This window comes from Brevibacillus sp. AY1, assembly GCF_029870785.1.
GTDB classification, from domain to species: Bacteria; Bacillota; Bacilli; order Brevibacillales; family Brevibacillaceae; genus Brevibacillus; species Brevibacillus invocatus.
Genome location: NZ_JAFLPN010000009.1, coordinates 18,225 through 36,255, shown reverse-complemented (window position 1 = coordinate 36,255; position 18,031 = coordinate 18,225). Strand labels below are relative to the sequence as shown.

The following is an 18,031-nucleotide window of genomic DNA, read 5'->3' as shown; positions in this document are numbered from 1 at the left end:
TGACTATTTATTTTTCGGTGGAATCCGACAAGATCACATTGGTAAAGGCCCACTGTGTAGTAGCGTCATAATCACGCAATATCGCTTCCAGCTGCAGACCCATTTCTTCTTCCAAACGTTCCCGCAGTCTTTTCTTATAGAGAAGCGACATCCGAAAATCTACTTCCAGCTTTAGTGCAGGAGCCTCGCCTTCGAGCGCATCGGATCTTGGAGAGCGTCGGTGCTTGGCTTGAAAAGCAATCAGGTTTTTCTCAATCGTAACCTTTAGTGAAGTTGTCCCAAAACCGAACAACTCTTTGGCTATCTCATTATAGATATGAGACAGTTTCTTTCTACTGTCGCTATTGTCCTGTATGGTCATAACATCACCTGCAAGCGTAATTGTCAGGCTTTTTTACTCCCCCATTATACATATGATCATAGTCGTTTTCAAGTTCAATATTCGTATTTTGCTCATTTCCTTGATAAATATGCTCTACTTCGTACGACTTTACTTACTTACAAAAAGTGTTTGACAGATATAAATAAGAACTATATAATCCAACTATCCAAGTAAGAATTAGTGTCAATTTAACTTCATATGTAATCATCTCTTATAGAGAGAGGTAGAGGGACTGGCCCAATGAAACCTCGGCAACCTATCCAATTGGATATGGTGCCAATTCCAGCGGAGATATTTTCCGGAAGATAAGAGAGGTATAAGCGACTTTTATTCGTGTTGCATGATAACCTCTTCTTTCGGGAAGAGGTTTTTTTGATTGCTAGACACACTTGGTCATGGGCTTCAATTTTTTAAACATATAGAATTTAACAGAAAAAAAGGGGAGAAATTTACTATGAAAAAGACCGGATTTTTGCTTACATCCTTGTTGCTTGCAGCTTCCTTGTTGACCGCTTGCGGAGCCAAACAAGAAGCAGCACCAGCAGCCGCTGAACAGACTAAAGTGAAGGTAGGCGTAACCGCTGGACCGCACGAAGAGATCATGAACAAAGTCAAGGAAGTTGCCCAAACAAAAGGCTTGGAAGTAGAGGTTGTCGTATTCAATGACTACGTGCAGCCAAACCAATCCTTGGATAAAGGTGCTCTGGATGCGAACAGCTTCCAAACCATTCCGTTTCTCGATAAATTCAATGCTGACCACAAGACAAAAATCGTCGTCGTAGACAAAACGGTTACATTCCCAATGGGTCTCTACTCCACCAAGCATAAAAACGTAGCTGATGTACCTGAAGGTGGAGTTGTTGGTATTCAAAATGATCCAACAAACCGCGCCCGTGCATTGCTGCTATATGAAGCAGCAGGATTGATCAAACTAAAAGAAGGCGTAGGAAACGAAGCTACTCCTCTGGATATCATTGAAAATCCGAAAAAATTGGAGTTTAAAGAACTGGAAGCTGCTTTCCTGGCACGCTCCCTGAACAACGTAGAGCTCGCAAGTATCAATACCAACTTCGCGATGTCTGCTGGCTACTCTCCAAAAAAAGATTCGATTTTCTCCGAGACATCTGATTCTCCTTATGTTAATGTCATTGCAGTGAATGAATCGAATAAAGACAACCCTGCTATCAAAAAACTAGTAGAAGCATATCGTTCGGAAGAAGTGAAGAAATTTATCGACGAACACTTTGATGGAGCCGTCCTCCCGTCCTGGTAAGGCAGGAAATTTGCACAGCAAGGAGACTGGATAGATGATTCAGCTTACAGAGATCCATAAGACGTACAAGGTCGGAAACAAACAGGTTGAAGCCTTGAAAGGCGTGTCACTGAACGTAGAGAAAGGTCAAATTTTCGGAGTGATCGGATTTAGCGGAGCTGGGAAAAGTACCCTGCTCCGTACGATCAACTTGCTCGAAAAGCCAACTAGCGGCTCAGTAGTCGTCAACGGTCAGGATATGCTGTCGCTGAAGGAAAAAGAGCTTCGACAGGCACGCAAGAAGATCGGGATTATCTTTCAGCACTTCAACCTTCTCTCTTCCTATAATGTATTTGACAACGTAGCCGAGATTTTGCGCATGAACAAGGTACCGAAAGATGTCATTAAGAAGAAGGTTGAGGATCTGCTGAGACTCGTCGGCCTGGAGGATAAGGCTCATTCCTATCCCTCTCAATTGTCTGGCGGCCAAAAGCAGCGTGTCGGGATTGCCCGTGCGCTCGCGACTGATCCGGAGATTTTGCTTTGCGACGAAGCCACATCTGCTCTTGATCCACAGACCACCGAGTCGATTCTGGATCTCTTGCTGGACATCAATCGCAAGTTCAATCTGACTATTGTCCTGATCACACACGAGATGCAGGTCATCAAAAAGATCTGCGACCAAGTCGCCATCATGGAAAATGGTCAAGTTATTGAGCAGGGCTCCGTTCTGGATATTTTCAGCAACCCACAAGCACAGACTACCCGCAATTTCATCAAAACGATTTTTGATGATGAGGTACCGACTGAAATCTTGTCCAACATCAAGCAAAGCGGTCCTGCCGCGGAAATTCTCCGTGTAGCTTTTCGCGGGGATGCAGCCTTGGATCCCGTCCTGGGACATCTGTCGGCTCGCTTCCCGGTTACGACCAATCTCTTGTACGGATCGATTACGTCTATCAAAGGTACAGCACTTGGTATTTTACTGTTGCACATTTCCGGAGATGAACAGGCTGTGCAAGACGGCATCAAATTTTTGCGCGAATCCGTCTACAGAGTGGATATCGTGACACGAGAGGAGGCAGTTCACTAATGGACCGATTAGTCGAGATGATTCCATTATTCACCAGATCCCTGGAAGAAACCGTGATCATGGTGGGTGTTTCCTTGTTCATCGCTACCGTGATCGGGATTCCGTTAGGCGTCCTGCTCGTGATCACACAAGGCAATCACCTTTTTCCAAACAAAACCCTTTTTCACATCCTGAATGCCATTATCAACGTCCTTCGTTCGCTGCCGTTCATTATCCTGATGGTCGCGATCATTCCGTTTACCGAGCTGGTTGTCGGCACCTCCATCGGGATTGAAGGGGCCATCGTACCCCTGATTGTGTACACGGCACCGTACATTGCTCGTCTGATGGAAACAGCGCTGCTGGAAGTAGATCGCGGTGTCATCGAAGCGTATCAGGCTATGGGTGCTTCCCGCTCCCAGATCATCTTCCGCATCATGCTGCGTGAAGCCAGACCCGGTATCGTCCTGTGCTTGACCATCGCTACCATCGGTCTGATCGGAGCGACTGCAATGGCGGGTGCTGTAGGTGCGGGTGGTCTCGGTGACCTGGCCCTGCGATACGGCTACCAGCAATGGGATATCGAAGTCATGCTCATTACTGTCGTCATCCTCGTTGTTCTGGTTCAGCTGATCCAATCGCTTGGGAACTGGGCAGCAAAAAAATTGAAGAAAAGCGTGTAAATGAACGAACCTCTAACCTTGTTAGGGGTTCTTGTGCGTAACAAGTCCGAACACGATGTAGGGAGGTTTTTCCATGAACATATCCGCTGAGCGTCTGCTTGCAGATTTAAAAGCCATCACTGCGGAAGACCGCGCTACAGCCAACGAAACGATGCTGCACCAACACAGCAAGGACGAATCTCATCACACTCCCGTCTTGCCCGATGTTGTCGTCTTTCCAGCTTCTGCACAGGAAGTGTCCGCCATCCTTGCGTACGCAAACGAACACGCCATTCCTGTAGTTCCCTTTGGGGCTGGCTCGAGTCTGGAGGGAAATAGCATTCCCCTGCAAGGGGGCATTTCCCTTGATTTTCAGCATATGAATCAGATTGTGGAGGTTCGTCCCGATGATTTCCTCGTCCGTGTTCAGCCTGGAGTGACCCGCACACAGCTGAATCAGGCTTTGAAGAAGCATGGTCTCTTCTTTCCTGTAGACCCCGGTGCAGACGCGACGATTGGCGGCATGGCAGCGACCAACGCCAGCGGTACGACCAGTGTCCGCTATGGCATCATGCGCAGTCAGGTGCGCGATCTGGAGGTTGTCATGGCAGACGGCAGTCTGGTTCATACAGGAGGCTTGTCCGCAAAATCCTCGTCAGGCTATCACCTCACCAGTCTGTTCGTCGGTTCAGAGGGGACGCTCGGCGTATTTACGGAAATCACGCTCAAAGTGTACGGCATTCCCGAAACCGTCACGGGCGAGCACGGGATCGGCATCGGCAAAAAGAAATACCTCGCCAAGGAGCATGCGGATTCGCTGCCACTCATGAAGCTGATCAAGCAGCAATTCGATCCCAAAAACATTCTAAATCCAGGAAAAATACTGGACTAAGCAAGCTCTTTTCCCTGTGGATTCCTGCTTCGTTCACGAAATGTATCATTGTCACAGCCCAAGATATTAGTGTACACTTATAAATAAGCTTTATAATCAGAGAGGAGCTACTCAAACGATGAAAAAACTCGTTATGCTACTGGTTGCCTTCATGCTCGTTCTCGCTCCTGCTGGATATCAATACGATCTGGCAGATGCGAAAGGCTACAAGTCCGGAAAAAAATCCTTTAACTCCAACACGACTTCACCTACAAATACGCAAACTCCAGGCACTCCGAATTCCAGTGTGAATTCGCCTACTAATAAAGCTACAACCCCAACCAACGCACCAGCTGCTGCTTCGACTACCAAATCTGGCGGCTTCATGGGTGGAGGCTTCATGAAAGGTCTCATGCTGGGTGGTTTGGCAGGTATGCTGTTTGGCGGCTTGTTCGGCGACATGGGCGCTCTCGGTGCGATCTTCGGTTTCCTGATCAACATGCTGGCGATCGTCGCTGTCATCGTCTTGATCCGCAAGATCTTTGTTTACTTCAAAACACAACGTGAGAAACGGGAAGCGAACGCATGGAAAAGATAACCTTCTCTGAGCAATTGTTGATCAACGCCATCTGCATGCATGTGGCGAGCAAAAAACAGATTCAACCGCAGGAAGTCGAGGTTGAACTGATGTGGGATGAGGAATACGGTTTTTCCGCAGAGGTATCCTCACTGGGCAGACAACAAATCTTCATCGAGGTCAACCTGATTGAAGCAATCCGCTACTATCTACAGACACAGATGCAGCTCAATCCTTACACAGCTGGAATTGAACTGGTACTGGATGAAGAAGAAGGCATTCAAGCTTTTGTAACATACCAAGGTCAATAAACACAGGGGCTGACCCTCAAGTTGATTTCTCTACTTGAGGGCAGCCCCTTCAACTGTTTCCATCCTCTATGAAACCCTATATGAGCGTACGCCACCATCGTTTACAAGGTGATTTCACTGTTACAAATCGCCTTTACATCCTGATAATCATGGGTCACGAGCAAACAAGTCATCTTTGCCTTTCTCAGGATAGCACTGAGCTCATCTCGGATGCTGCTCCTTAATTCTGTATCCAGATTACTGAAAGGCTCATCCATCAATAAGAGAGACGGCTTGGGGGCGAGTGCACGAGCAAGAGCCACACGTTGCTGCTGTCCACCACTCAACTCGTGAGGATAGCGCTTCCTGAACTCTTGTAGCTGCACAAGCTCGATCATCTCGTCGAGTCGCGCTTTGCGTTCTGTTCTCGACATGCGATGCAAACCAAACTCAATGTTTTTTTCGACGTTCAGATGTGGAAACAACGCATAGTCCTGGAAGACCATGCCCACTCCACGATCTTCCGGCGCAACAAAGGTTTGTCCATCCACGACTACCTGGTCAGCAATCGAGATCATGCCACGATCCGGTGTCCCTAGACCGGCAATTAAACGAAGCAACGTGCTTTTCCCACTTCCACTTGGGCCGAGTATTCCCACAATCTCTCCCTGATCAATCGAAAAGGTAACCTTATTCAAAATAGGCGGCTGCTTGCTTGTATAGGTATAGGAAACCTCTTGTATGTTTACAAAGCTCATTTTTCCATCTTCTTTCCTAATTGATGAAATAGAAGCACAGAAATGACGCTGACAGTAATGATAAACAAGGAAGGAATGGCAGCTTCGATCACGCGCTCGTCACTAGCATACTGATAGGTCTTGGTAGACAGCGTCTCAAAGTTAAACGGTCGAAGCAACAGTGCCATCGGTAGTTCCTTTATGATCTCCACGAAGGTGAGAATGGTCCCGCCCATAAGCGCACCTTTGATCAAGAAGAGATCCACTTTAAAAAAGGTTCGGGTAATGCCGTAGCCAAGCGTGCGAGAAGCGTGCGTATAAACCATCCCTACCTTTTCAAAGCCTGCTTCTACTGCATTGTAGCCGGTAGCCATAAATCGGACAACATAAGCGACAATCAGCATGACCAGTGACATGCTCAACAGCAGGGGGGCATCCTCATAACCGAAGAGGAGATAGACAAACTCCATTCTTTCGTCCAGTGCAATAAAAAACGTAAGCACACCAATTGCAATGATAGCACCGGGAAGAGAATAACCAGACACCATGAGTTTGGATAAGACTGTGCCGAACCGGTTTGGTTGCAGACGAGCCACGTTGGCTACTACCACAGCAAGAAACATAATCATACCGGTAGCAATGGCAGCAACGAATAAGGTATTGATCGTCAACTCGAAAAAGGCAACCGTTAAGACATCCTCATATGTCCAGAATGACCAGACGATCAATTGAATAACAGGAATCAGAAAAGAACAGGCAAATACAGCCCCACAAAAGAACAGAGCAGCAAAAGAAGAGAATCCCTTGAGCCGCTTTGGAACAAGTTGACTCGACTTGCTGGTAGAGGCGCTATACTTGCGGTTATACCGAAGCATTCTCTCGATCAGGAACAATCCCAGCACTCCTGCCATCATCCATGCGGACAATCTGAGTGCGGTATCTACATCGTACATGCCAAACCACGTCTGAAAAATAGCAGTAGAAATGGTTTGGATTCCAAAGTAACTGGTTACGCCATAATCACTTATAACCTCAAAAATGACTAGCATCAAACTGCCAATAATAGCAGGTTGTGAAATTGGCAAGACAATCCGGAAAAAGATTGAGACTGGTTTTCGGCCGAGCAAGATCGCATTTTCCACATAAGATCCACTTTGTCGCTCAAGAAAGGAGCGGGTAAGCATGTAGACGTAAGGATACAGGAACAGCGTGAAAATAAAAACAGCTCCGGGAAAGGACATAATATCAAACCACTTTTGGTCAGGCGTAAACCCGAATGTGGAGCGCAGCGCAGTTTGTACAACTCCCGTATAGCTGAGCATAGCACTGTATGTATAAGCGGCGATATACGGCGGAATCGAGAGCGGTAATACAAGTGCCCAGTGAAAAAAACGCTTCAATGGAAAATCGTAAGCCGCAATCAGCCACGCCAGTGTCACACCGATCATGACCGTGAGGATTCCCGTAAAAAGCATAAGCCCTACGGATTGCAGGATATAATTCGTCAGCATGTACTGCTTGATGTGCTCCCAGTTTTCATTGGGTTCTGCAAACAAGGAAACAAATATAGAGAAAACGGGCAGCAGAATGACTGCTACCCCGATCAGGCTGATGAACAACCAGCCATTTGTATTCATTTTGATATTGCGCAGCAAGGTTTTGAAAACCATTTATTTCCATCCTACTTTGTTCAGGATCTCGATTGCCTTTTTATTGTGCACGCCCAGCTTGGCAAAGTCAATTTCTTGCGCCTTAAATTCTCCGAATGTATTCAGAATCTCCGGCTTTTCTGCCTTTTCATTTACCGGGTATTCAAAGTTTTGCTTCGACATGATCGACTGCGCTTCCTCAGAGGTCAAATACTCAATCAGTTTAACCGCGTTCTCTTTGTTCTTGCTGTGCTTGGTCAAACCAACCCCGCTAATGTTGAGATGCGTACCCGTAGTTTCCTGGTTTGGAAAGAAGACGCCGATTTTCTCACTCGCCTTTACCTCTTCCGGGTCTTTGGAATTCATCATTTGGCCCACATAATACGTATTCATGATGGCTACATCACCCACTCCGGCAGCGATCGCTTTCGCCTGGTCACGATCTCCGCCTTCAGGGTCACGGCTCATGTTGGCCACAATTCCCTTTGCCCATTCTTCTGTCTTCTCTTCACCATTGAGCTCTATCAAGGATGCGACCAGCGATTGGTTATACATGCTGCTGGAAGAACGGACCAACACTTTTCCCTTCCATTGATCGTTAGCCAGGTCCTCATAGGTAGAGAGCTGCTCTGGCTTTACACGTTCTTTCGAGTAGGCGATAATTCTGGCACGCGTAGATAATCCGATCCATTGGTTATCTTTATCACGGTATTTCTCGGCTACTTGCGCATTCACGAGATCAGACTGCACGGGCTGCAGGACGTCGCTTTCCTTGGCGTTGTTCAAGACACCGCCGTCCACTGTAATAAACAAGTCGGCTGGAGAGTTCTTTCCTTCACGCTTCAATCGTTCAATCAACTCTTCTGCCTTGCCTTTTACCACATTTACCTTGATGCCCGTAGCATCGGTAAAGTTTTTATAGAGCACATCATCCACTTCATAATGTCTAGCGGTATAAATATTGACTTCCTGATCTTTGGCTGGTGCAGTGGCATTCGCATTTTCCTTTTGTGCCGGCTGCCCTTGTTCCTGTGATCCAGCCCCGCATCCAGCAAGTAGACTAGTCGCTAAGAATGCTGCAAAAATTTTAGAGAAAACAGTGTGACGCTTCATCGTATATATCCTCCCCGATCTAACATGAAAACAATTCTCATTATCAATGAATAAAATCATACACACTTTTCAGCGTAATGTCAATCTATATTGATTTCTTCAACATGATTGCAACTATGAAAATCCTCTACGTGAAAGACTACCATTTCACGTTGTTCAATACTTCGTTTGCCATTTGTGCAGTGGATTCCAGTCCGCCACCGGAGAGATACCAGTAGTTCGCATCGAGGTAAACGATGTTTCCATCTTTAAACGCTTTCGTGTTTTTCACCAGGTCGTTCTCAATCAGCTGCTTAGCGGTAGAAGCTGCACCTTCATTGATCACACCACGGTCTACTACGAACAGATAGTCAGGGTTTTTCTCCATGATATATTCGTTGGAAACGCTTTGTCCGTGAGTCGTTACTTCAATTTTATCGTCAGCTGCCGCGAAGCCAAACACTTCATGCAAGATACCAAAACGGGATCCTGGACCGTAAGCACTGATTTTTCCTTCGTTCGTCAGGACGATCAGGGCTTTCTTGTCTGTTGCAGCACTCGTTTTCTCTTTCAACTGTTTGATGCTCTCATCGATTTTAGCCAATTCTGCATCTACTTCTGCTTCTTTACCAAAGATAGTTCCCAGTGTTTTCATGTTTTCAGTGAAAGAAGGCATGTAGTTTTGCGTATCTACACCCAGGAAGATGGTAGGCGCAATTTTGTTCAATTCTTCATAAGCCTCTTGCTGTCTTCCGGAAATCAGGATAACGTCCGGTTTCATCGCATTGATTTTCTCGAAATCAGGCTCTTTCAGGCTGCCTGCATTTTTATACTTTGCATCTTCGTATTTTTTCAGATATGGCGGAATGTTCGCTTGCGCTACACCCGTTACTTCAACACCCAGTTTGTCCAGGGAATCCAATACACCAAAGTCAAACACAACAACGGTTTGAGGGTTCTTTTTCAGTTTTGCTTCACCCAGTTTGTGTTTGATTGTAATTTCTTCATTCTCCGCTGCTGGAGCAGGAGTAGTAGCATTGGCACTTGTAGCTGGAGCTTCGCTATTCTTTGCTGGTGCAGGCGCTGTCGTTGCAGATCCGCAAGCAGCGGTAAATACAGCCAACAGGCCCGTCATGAGCAGCATGGATAATTTTTTCTTCACTTCTATCACCTCTATAAAATAGTTGGTACTTATTTAAAATTATTGATGGAAATAGAGCGCGCGCTTGCCAGACCTCCACCATAATAATTTTACGAATAGGGAGCAGATTGCTTACGCGTAATACACGCAGATTTTATTCTGATCGATGTCCTCGATCTGAATATCCATGTCATAAACACTTTTCAAAATGTGCGAGTTGATGATCCTGTCTGTCTCGCCTTCCTCCACTACCTTGCCATCCTTCAGAGCGACAATGTAGTCCGAGTAGCAAGAGGCGAAGTTGATATCATGAATGACGATAATCACAGTCTTGCCCAGCTCATCGACCAGTCTTCGCAGCACCTTCATGATCTGAACGGAGTGCTTCATATCCAGATTGTTCAGCGGCTCATCCAAGAGTATGTACTCTGTGTTTTGAGCAATAACCATCGCGATATAGGCCCGTTGTTTTTGACCGCCACTCAATTGATCCAGAAACTTGTGCTGGATATCCTCGAGCTCCATGTAGCGAATCGCTTCATCTACATGCTTCCAGTCTTCTTGGGTCAGGTTTCCTTGTGAATAAGGGAAGCGCCCAAAGCTTACGAGCTCGCGAATCGTCAAACGAATCGTGATGTGATTGGACTGCTTCAGGATGGAGATCTTCTTGGCCAAGTCCTGACTCTTGGACTTGCTGATATCCTGACCCTCCAGCAAAATTTCTCCCTGATCCTTCGTGAGCAGTCGGCTGATCATGGACAGCAAGGTACTTTTCCCCGCTCCATTGGGCCCGATAAAGGACGTGATTTTGCCCTTCGAAATCTTCAGGGAAACATCCTCGACGACATATTTGTTGCTGTAGCGTTTCGAGACATTTTTTACTTCTATCATGATTTATTCTCCTTTAGCAGAAGATAAATGAAGTAAACTCCACCGATAAAGTTGACGATGACACTGATCGTAGTCGAGAACGTAAATACTCTTTCGACGATCAGCAATCCGCCCACCAAGGCGATAATGCTGACCAGTGAGGCACCCATGAGCAAATGCTTGTGCCGGTAGGTCTTCATAAACTGATAAGCGACGTTGGCTACGAGCAGTCCCAGGAAAGTAATCGGTCCAACCAGTGCAGTCGCGATCGATACGAGGATCGCGATCACAATCAACAGCCGCTTTACCACATAATCGTAATCTACACCCAAATTGATTGCCTCATCCCTGCCCAATGAAAGGACATCGAGATACTTGAGAAAAGGTCTGAGGTAGAAACCGATGGCGATGACCAGACCGCAGCTGATGATCAGCAGGTCGGTATTCACATTGTTAAAGCTGGCAAACATGCGGTCCTGCACAATCATAAATTCATTTGGATCAATCAGCACTTGCAGGAAGGACGAAAGACTGTTGAACAAGGTGCCGAAGATCAAGCCAATCAATAGAAGGAAGTAGATGTTTCTTCCCTCTCGTTTGAACAGCAATTTATACAAAAGAGCGGCGAACAAAACCATCAAACCGACGGAAATGATAAAGTTGATATTTTTGTCCATCGCTGTGCGACTTGCAGATCCTAGCACGAAGATGACGAAGGTCTGGATAAACATATAGAGGGAATCCAAACCGATGATGCTCGGCGTTAAAATCCGGTTGTTCGTAATCGTTTGAAAAATGACAGTGGAGATGGCGATTACACTACCTGTTAAGATAATGGCCAGGATTTTCTTAAAGCGTCTTGGCAGGACATAATCCCAGTTGCCACCCGCATCGATCATCATAAATATGGCTATCAACACAACGGATATGAGCGCTAGTACCCCAATTTTTGCTTTCATCGTTCATATGCCCTTCTTCTCATGAGTAAGAAAATGAAAATTCCGCTGCCGATGACGCCTACCATCAAGCCAATCGAGATTTCGTACGGGAAAATGATCAGACGACCCAAGATATCGCAGGCCAGTACAAAGACTGCTCCCAGCAAGGCGGTATGCGCCAAGCTTTTCTTCAGGTTATCACCCAGGTACAGCGTCACGATGTTCGGGATAATCAATCCCAAAAACGGAATAGTTCCCACTGTAAGAATGACCACAGAGGTTATCATCGCCACGATCGTCAAGCCGACATTCACAACTTGCTTATAATTCAGGCCGAGGTTAATGGAGAACTCTTCGCCCATTCCAGCAATCGTAAACTTGTTGGCAAACAAATACGCAATGATGACGAGCGGGATACTAATATATAGAAGCTCGTAGCTGCCTTTCAGGATGGAGGAGAAATCTCCATGCAGCCATGCGCCTATATTTTGTAGCAAATCGTACTTGTAAGCGAAGAACGTCGTGATCGAACCAACGATATTGCCAAACATCAATCCGACCAACGGAATAAAGATGGTGTCCTTGAACTTCACGCGATCCAGAATCTTCATGAAGATAAAGGTACCGAGCAAGGCAAAGGCGAAAGCGACAACCAGCCTGAGCAATGGCGGCGCATCCGTAAATACCAGCATGGCAATCAAAATACCGAACCGCGCAGAGTCCTCTGTCCCTGCTGTCGTCGGAGAAACAAATTTGTTTCGCGTGAGCTGCTGCATGATCAGACCCGCGATACTCATGCTGATCCCTGCGATAATGATGCTGATCAATCGAGGGATTCGGCTGATCCACAAAATTTGCGTGGATTCTTCAGTCAAATCAAACAAATCGAGTGGCGAAATGTCCTTAACCCCGATAAACAATGAAACAAATGATAATACGATGAGCAAAACAACCAGATATCTTATCTTCATAAGCGTTTCCCCGGAATCAAGGTTAATTTTGGATAGAGTCTCAGTAATAAAGATACTCGTTATCAATAATATCGATATTCATTCTCAATTAATGATCTTACAGTAGTTATATTAGCATTTTCGAATAGCATGTTAAAGTCTTTTTTATATTCCAGCCAAAATCTTTGTGAACAACCGATTAAAGCCGCCACCTCATCGAGGCAGCGGCCTTTTCTCACTGTTCAGTCCAGGACCCTTTGATATTTTTGACTGTTTTATCTCCAGACCCCTTCTCTTCAAGCGTTACGTTCCCATCGACACCATCAATGAGAAGGTCACCGCTATCATCCCAGATCGTGAGGTCACCTGTATGATTGTTGATGTGAATATTACCTGATTGATCTTGAAGCTGCATATCCCCACTTGTATTTTTTAGTTTCATATCGCCCGACTCGTCGTTGATCAGCTTGATGTTGCTTGCATTGGTCACTTGTAAGTCTCCTGACTGATCATGCACCTCCAATTCACCGGATACATTTGAAATCTTCAAATCTCCGGAATCATCGTGCACGACCAGGGGGCCTTCTAAATCCTTGATCTCGGTATCGCCTGAACCATCCTTGACCATCATGCTCATTGCGGCAGGCACCGTGACTGTCAGGCTCACCTCAAGACTTCTGAGCCCAAATCCCGCCGTATCGTCCAGCACAAGCTTTGCTGTATTGCCTTCCTGTTCCAGCGTAAAGAGGATATCTTCCTCGCTTACATTTTGGCTTCTCTTGATAGTGGCTTTTGCCTGAATGGAGCTGGCTTCCTTGTCACCAATGATAGTCAACTCCCCGAAGCCGGTCTCCACCTCCAAGCTTTCAATCGCTGAGGCAGGCAGCTCCAATTCTCTATGTTCTTTTACTCGATCGAATTGACATCCTGATGCCAGAACGGCTCCTGCAAGCAGCATGCACAACCATCCCATTGCCTTCATTTTTGATTCATTCTCCCCCGAACGTAGTGGATGTATCTCCCTGTCACTATCGTAGCATCGACCAGTACGGGAGAAATCAGCCGCTCGAGGTGTTTCTAAGTCCGTCTGCAGTTGGAGATCATCGGCTGATTCGTTATGGATTGTTTGGCTCAGTCACCGGTTCTTGCGTCTGGTCTGGCGGAGAATTCTCACTCACCGGAACCAGCTCAACAGGTTCAATCTGTGGATCGAGCAAGAGCTTGTACACCGGAACCACCTCTATGGGCTGTGGTGGTCTGACTGGCACTGTTTGTCCATCACCCTCCGCAGGTTGCGGCTGTGTGGACGGCAGCGGATCAGGCTGCAAGAGCAGGTAACCGCTAACAGCACCAGCGGCAACCAGCAGGATCAATCCCGAGATGATCGTGCCTTTACTGCGAAAAAATTTGACCAAAGGATGCGTCGTCTCGCTGCGCACTTCGTCCAGCATGTTGCGGAAGTCTGCATTGCGAATCGCATACCAGCGTTTGCGCCATTCTTTGCTACGCAGCCGGCTCCCTTTGTCTTCCCGGAAAAACGACTTGAGCGCACCCCTGAATGGTGGTTCCATATACTTTCCTTCAAAAAACATCCGTTGTGTCATCGCCCACTGGAGGAACGAAAGCAGCGCTTCATCCCCGCCCTTTTGATGCACGAATGCGATCATTTCCCCATAGCGGAAGCTGGTGCGCTCAAGGTCCCCTGCGTTGTAGAAAACAAGAGCCACCTTGGAAAAGCTCTCTTCCCCAAGGAGACTGTCCAGCATGTTCTGAAGCAGTCTCTGCTGGTTTTCGATATCACGCGCATCCCACTTGCGGAAAAACTCCTCCGGCCGCGGTGTCGTCGTCAGCTCTTCCAACGAAGCCAGATTCATCATCATGTCCAGCTTGTTGCGGCCTTCCAGGTCGAGTCCGTCAAAAAAGGTCTGCGGCTTCTCTTCCAGAAGAGACAAAACCGTATCAAAGCCTTGTTTGGACAGCGAAGTCAACTCGATGCGCTTCAGCAAGGCCTTGTCCACTTCGTCCACCAATTCCTCCGCATAGCTGGGTGAACCGGCAAACGTCGCGAAAAAGTGATGGATATGTAACACCGCATCCAGCTTGTTTCGTTCCTCTGCCAACAGATTGAGCAGCTTGGGTATAGTCGTGGATGCGAAGAAGGCATGTCGGATGGCTTGTGGTGCATTTTTTGCCCAGAACTCAATCTCCTTGAGCATCTGGGGAATATCCGCAACTGCCTTCAGTCTCTCCGTGAGATAGTCTTCAAACAACGGCTTCACAATGAGCTTGATGGCAAACACATTGCGCATCAGGGAGCCAAACAGATCACGCTGGCTGCTCAAAAACTTGTACACATCGGAAACGTATCCATCCTTGTGTGCGTTCTTTCCCTTCAACAGTACGTCGATCAAATATTGAATCGTCTCCGCCTTCGCGACCTCATTGCGTGCGACATCATAAGAATCGATCATTTGCTTGACCACTTCCAGCTCCGGCCATTTCTGTTGTGCCAGTGCTTGGGACTCTGCTTGGAACAGCTTGCCCATCAGGTCGTACAAGCGGTTCTTCTGGATAAGTCCTGTCTGCCGCAGATAGCTGTTCAACAACTGCCAGATTGCCGTACGATTCCGTTCATAGACCGACATGCGTCCCTGTTCAATCAGGTAAAGCGCACACAGCTCGTAGTAAGTCACCAGGTTCAGAGCGACAGAACGCTCAGCCCCCTGCAACACTTCCTCGCAAAACGCGTGAAATGAAGCGAGTATCCGCGAATCCTGCAAAAACTCCCAAACGAAGTCGAGGTATTCGTGTCTGCCTTCGGTCAATTCCGTGTTCAGCGAGCGCTGGTTGGCAAGGTCAAACAGAAAATCCTTGTCTCCTTGACCGTTTCCCGGTCGGATGCTGCCTTTTTCCACAAACATGAGATGGATATGCTTTTTGCTCTGCGGTTCGTTGCTGTAGGTGAGAAACCCAAAATGCCTGCGCATCTCATAAGGCAGGCAGCTATAGATGATTTCCAGCAATTGATTCGCCTGTCTAGTGGCTTCGGCCATTTCTCCTGGCAAGCTGATAAAAACCTTCTTCTTCCCTGACAGGGACATCATGACGGCATGCAGCAATTGCTTGAACAAAGGCTCATCAATCCCAAGCCCCTGCAGAAGCTTTTTGTTGTCTAGCTGCTTGCTCGCTGTATAAGGAATGGCCTCCAGCGCAGGAAGGTCCTTGCTCGCTGCATCATCGACCTGCTGCTGAAAGGATTGAACGCTTAAGATACGGGCTGGTTCCTTGATGAACACATCGCTTGCTTCAGCAGGAATCACGTAGTTATGGCTAAAGAACGTATTGCGCTGTCCGGTAAAATCGGCACCGACAAACACGCTCTGCCCGAGCACCAGCTCTCCAGATTCCGCGCGAAAGCAAACCAATGCTTTGGGATATTGCGACAAGTCTGTCTCTGCTCGTTCCTGCAGTTGGCGAGGAGCATGGTACACACAAAACGGATGCAAGGTCTTCTTGATAAATTGGTTGTCCAGCCCAGGTGTTCTGGCGACGGTATCATAGCCTTCATTGGCCCGAAAGATCCCTTGTCGCCCACGGGTGTAATACTGCTGCAAAATGAGCGGCCGACTCACTATCGCTCCCTCCCCTCGATGTAGTCAAGCTGATGCAGAAGCCAGATGAACGGCTCATCTACGCGTACAGGTGTGACAACCCCGCTCACCTTCTGGTTGACCGGATTGCTGCCCAGAGCCGATACGGCAAAATAGGCCACATTGGTAAAGTAAACCTCCAGTGCGTCCTTGAACGGGCGGTCTACCTTTTCGATGAAACGACTAACCTCACCGTTAATATTTTCGAACTCGGAGGTGTTCAGATACTGCTGGTGAACAAAGTTGCGGAAAATATTGCTGTTTGGCTGGATATAGGTGCCTTCCTCTTCCTTGATCGCATGCAGCATATCGCTTTTCGTAAGTACAACTGCGGTCGGGATGTTGGTTTTGCTCTGTTCCTGATAGCCAATAAAATTCTCGAACAGGGTAATGACCACCTCACGCGGCTCATCGTATCGGGCTGTGAATTCACCCGGTTCATCACCCGCATGCAGCAGGAAGCGGTCGCGAATCGTCTTGATCTGCAACGGATCGACGAGAAACAGGATACCTGATGAATTCTTCACGTGTGCCGCGTATATCTCCAGGTATTCCCGGTCCACCATACCCTCGCCGGCTACGTCGAAGAAGACGAGAATCAGCGGAGCCTGCTCGCTGTCTTTGAATACAAACTGGAAGATAAACGGCTCCTGCCGCTGTTCTTTTTGCGTAGAATCGAGCAGCTGACCGCGTTCAAACAGTGGCGCTTCGTACTGCTCGCGAAACTTGCGGCTGATCTGGGCATTCAGTGGCATGCACGCCGCGTTGAAATGATTGGCGGTCGTATTCTGCAAGGTATGGATGAGCGAGGTCATGTATACCGACTTGCCCACCTGGGAAGCACCGACGATCGAAATGATGTTGCTCGGCGCCTTGCCTGCCGTAATGGGCAGCTCGTTGTGGCAATTTGGGCAAAGTCTGCGCTTGGACACGACTCCGTAGCGATCCGTGACTCCAACCAGCACCTGATCCACGTAGATGTGATTTTCTTCCGGAATCGATTCAGGGTCGATCACGGCTTCCAGTTCTTCGATCGCATCCAGGCCAAATTTGTCCCGGTACGCATTGAGCCGATGATCTTCCTGCAGCGCGTAATCCTCGTCATCCGGACGATCATGTGTGGCCCGGAAAACCACTTGGTCAGGCTCGAACTTGGAAAAGCAAAACGGACATACAATATCGTAAAAAGGAAGTCTTTCCTTGATCGGCTGTTTCTTCTCAAACATGCTTTTCAGAAACGTAAACATGCTGCCCCTCCTATTCGGGAATCAGTTCGTAGCGTTCCCCGTATTTTTTGCCGTCCGTAAAAAAGAGACGGATAACATCCTTCTTTTTGACCTCGATTTCTGGCAACAGATTCACACCCGGTTCAATATCGCGAATAAACGCGTACTGTGTGCCATCATCCTTGTGAATGGGAGGGGAACCTTCTTTTTTCACGTAGCAAAGGACGTCCTTCGGTACGGGAATCTCTGAAAATATGCGAATTTGCAAGGAATCATAGGAGCTGAACCACTTTTTGCTGCGGATTAGCGAGTACGTAATCCTAGCTTTTCCCGTGCTTACGTGGATCACATGCGCATCCGTGCTGGGCACCAACAAGACCGGCTTGCCTTTCTCCAGACGGCACGCGAAAATGCGATACGTGTATTGGCCGATTCCCTCGCTCTTTTCCCGCAACCCTTTGTGTACCTTGTACTCCTCGCGCGTATACAGCTTCCATTGTCTTTCGTCGACCTGCTCGATATCGAATGGCGCGTCCTTCGTCGTTTTGTGCACGTATACACATGGCACGTCTTCCGCCCAGTGCCAGTTGAGGACATACTCATCTCCCTGGCGATGGCACACGACATCTTTTATCAGAACATCTGTAATCATTTCCCGATCAATCATGAGAC

General features: G+C 47.5%; 18 protein-coding genes and 1 riboswitch. Of the genes, 6 read left to right on the top strand and 12 right to left on the bottom strand.

All coding sequences use genetic code 11. The annotated features are described in order from the left end of the window. Positions 1-7: 7 nt before the first annotated feature. Complete coding sequence (locus JZI27_RS10160) at positions 8-361, bottom strand: DUF2294 domain-containing protein (RefSeq protein WP_251242740.1); 354 nt, start codon at positions 359-361, stop codon at positions 8-10. A gap of 229 nt (positions 362-590) precedes the next feature. After that, a riboswitch (SAM riboswitch) is annotated at positions 591-694 on the top strand. A gap of 142 nt (positions 695-836) precedes the next feature. On the opposite strand from JZI27_RS10160, the gene JZI27_RS10155 reads away from it, so the two are divergent. The 6 genes from JZI27_RS10155 to JZI27_RS10125 all read left to right on the top strand — a co-directional run bounded on the left by JZI27_RS10155 (position 837) and on the right by JZI27_RS10125 (position 5,127). Continuing rightward, complete coding sequence (locus tag JZI27_RS10155) at positions 837-1,655, top strand: MetQ/NlpA family ABC transporter substrate-binding protein (protein WP_122908063.1); 819 nt, start codon at positions 837-839, stop codon at positions 1,653-1,655. A 34-nt stretch (positions 1,656-1,689) separates the two neighbouring features. Next, a complete protein-coding gene (locus JZI27_RS10150) occupies positions 1,690-2,727 on the top strand; it encodes a methionine ABC transporter ATP-binding protein (protein ID WP_122908064.1) in 1,038 nt (345 codons plus the stop codon). Then, a complete protein-coding gene (locus JZI27_RS10145) occupies positions 2,727-3,389 on the top strand; it encodes a methionine ABC transporter permease (RefSeq protein WP_122908065.1) in 663 nt (220 codons plus the stop codon). Before JZI27_RS10150 ends, JZI27_RS10145 begins: the two co-directional genes overlap by 1 nt. A gap of 73 nt (positions 3,390-3,462) precedes the next feature. Then, positions 3,463-4,260 carry an FAD-binding oxidoreductase gene (locus tag JZI27_RS10140; protein WP_122908066.1) on the top strand — a complete coding sequence of 266 codons (798 nt, stop codon included), beginning with the start codon at positions 3,463-3,465 and terminating at the stop codon, positions 4,258-4,260. 118 nt (positions 4,261-4,378) lie between these two features. Further along, positions 4,379-4,837, top strand: coding sequence for a hypothetical protein (locus JZI27_RS10130; protein ID WP_280207450.1), 459 nt, complete (start codon positions 4,379-4,381; stop codon positions 4,835-4,837). Then, a complete protein-coding gene (locus JZI27_RS10125) occupies positions 4,825-5,127 on the top strand; it encodes a YxcD family protein (protein ID WP_280207449.1) in 303 nt (100 codons plus the stop codon). Before JZI27_RS10130 ends, JZI27_RS10125 begins: the two co-directional genes overlap by 13 nt. A 101-nt stretch (positions 5,128-5,228) precedes the next feature. Here the strand turns inward: JZI27_RS10125 and JZI27_RS10120 are convergent, their stop codons facing one another. From JZI27_RS10120 to JZI27_RS10070, 11 genes are all read right to left on the bottom strand, one after another. Further along, positions 5,229-5,864, bottom strand: a complete 636-nt coding sequence (locus JZI27_RS10120; RefSeq protein ID WP_122908069.1) for an ABC transporter ATP-binding protein — start codon at positions 5,862-5,864, stop codon at positions 5,229-5,231. Continuing rightward, positions 5,861-7,513 carry an ABC transporter permease gene (locus JZI27_RS10115; protein WP_251242742.1) on the bottom strand — a complete coding sequence of 551 codons (1,653 nt, stop codon included), beginning with the start codon at positions 7,511-7,513 and terminating at the stop codon, positions 5,861-5,863. The genes JZI27_RS10120 and JZI27_RS10115 overlap by 4 nt, the downstream gene beginning before the upstream one ends. Then, the gene (locus tag JZI27_RS10110; RefSeq protein ID WP_122908071.1) at positions 7,514-8,605 is read right to left on the bottom strand and encodes a Fe(3+) ABC transporter substrate-binding protein; all 1,092 of its coding nucleotides are present in this window, start codon (positions 8,603-8,605) and stop codon (positions 7,514-7,516) included. It abuts the gene before it with no gap. 139 nt (positions 8,606-8,744) lie between these two features. Beyond that, positions 8,745-9,746: a siderophore ABC transporter substrate-binding protein gene (locus JZI27_RS10105; RefSeq protein WP_280207448.1), complete on the bottom strand. Its 1,002-nt coding sequence runs from the start codon at positions 9,744-9,746 to the stop codon at positions 8,745-8,747. A 111-nt stretch (positions 9,747-9,857) separates the two neighbouring features. Continuing rightward, positions 9,858-10,616 carry an iron ABC transporter ATP-binding protein gene (locus JZI27_RS10100; protein ID WP_122908073.1) on the bottom strand — a complete coding sequence of 253 codons (759 nt, stop codon included), beginning with the start codon at positions 10,614-10,616 and terminating at the stop codon, positions 9,858-9,860. Further along, on the bottom strand, positions 10,613-11,554 hold the full coding sequence (locus JZI27_RS10095) for an iron chelate uptake ABC transporter family permease subunit (protein WP_280207447.1): 942 nt from the start codon (positions 11,552-11,554) through the stop codon (positions 10,613-10,615). Before JZI27_RS10095 ends, JZI27_RS10100 begins: the two co-directional genes overlap by 4 nt. Then, entirely contained in the window at positions 11,551-12,504 is a 954-nt protein-coding gene (locus JZI27_RS10090; RefSeq protein WP_251242745.1) for an ABC transporter permease, read from the bottom strand. Before JZI27_RS10090 ends, JZI27_RS10095 begins: the two co-directional genes overlap by 4 nt. Positions 12,505-12,718: 214 nt before the next feature. Next, positions 12,719-13,465 carry a DUF4097 family beta strand repeat-containing protein gene (locus JZI27_RS10085; protein WP_280207446.1) on the bottom strand — a complete coding sequence of 249 codons (747 nt, stop codon included), beginning with the start codon at positions 13,463-13,465 and terminating at the stop codon, positions 12,719-12,721. A 133-nt stretch (positions 13,466-13,598) separates the two neighbouring features. Continuing rightward, entirely contained in the window at positions 13,599-16,115 is a 2,517-nt protein-coding gene (locus JZI27_RS10080; protein WP_280207445.1) for a GAP1-N2 domain-containing protein, read from the bottom strand. Beyond that, positions 16,115-17,380 (bottom strand): TRAFAC clade GTPase domain-containing protein, encoded by a 1,266-nt coding sequence (locus tag JZI27_RS10075; protein ID WP_280207444.1) that lies wholly within the window; start codon positions 17,378-17,380, stop codon positions 16,115-16,117. Before JZI27_RS10075 ends, JZI27_RS10080 begins: the two co-directional genes overlap by 1 nt. A gap of 10 nt (positions 17,381-17,390) precedes the next feature. Further along, positions 17,391-18,026 (bottom strand): beta-mannanase, encoded by a 636-nt coding sequence (locus tag JZI27_RS10070; RefSeq protein WP_280207443.1) that lies wholly within the window; start codon positions 18,024-18,026, stop codon positions 17,391-17,393. Positions 18,027-18,031 lie beyond the last annotated feature (5 nt).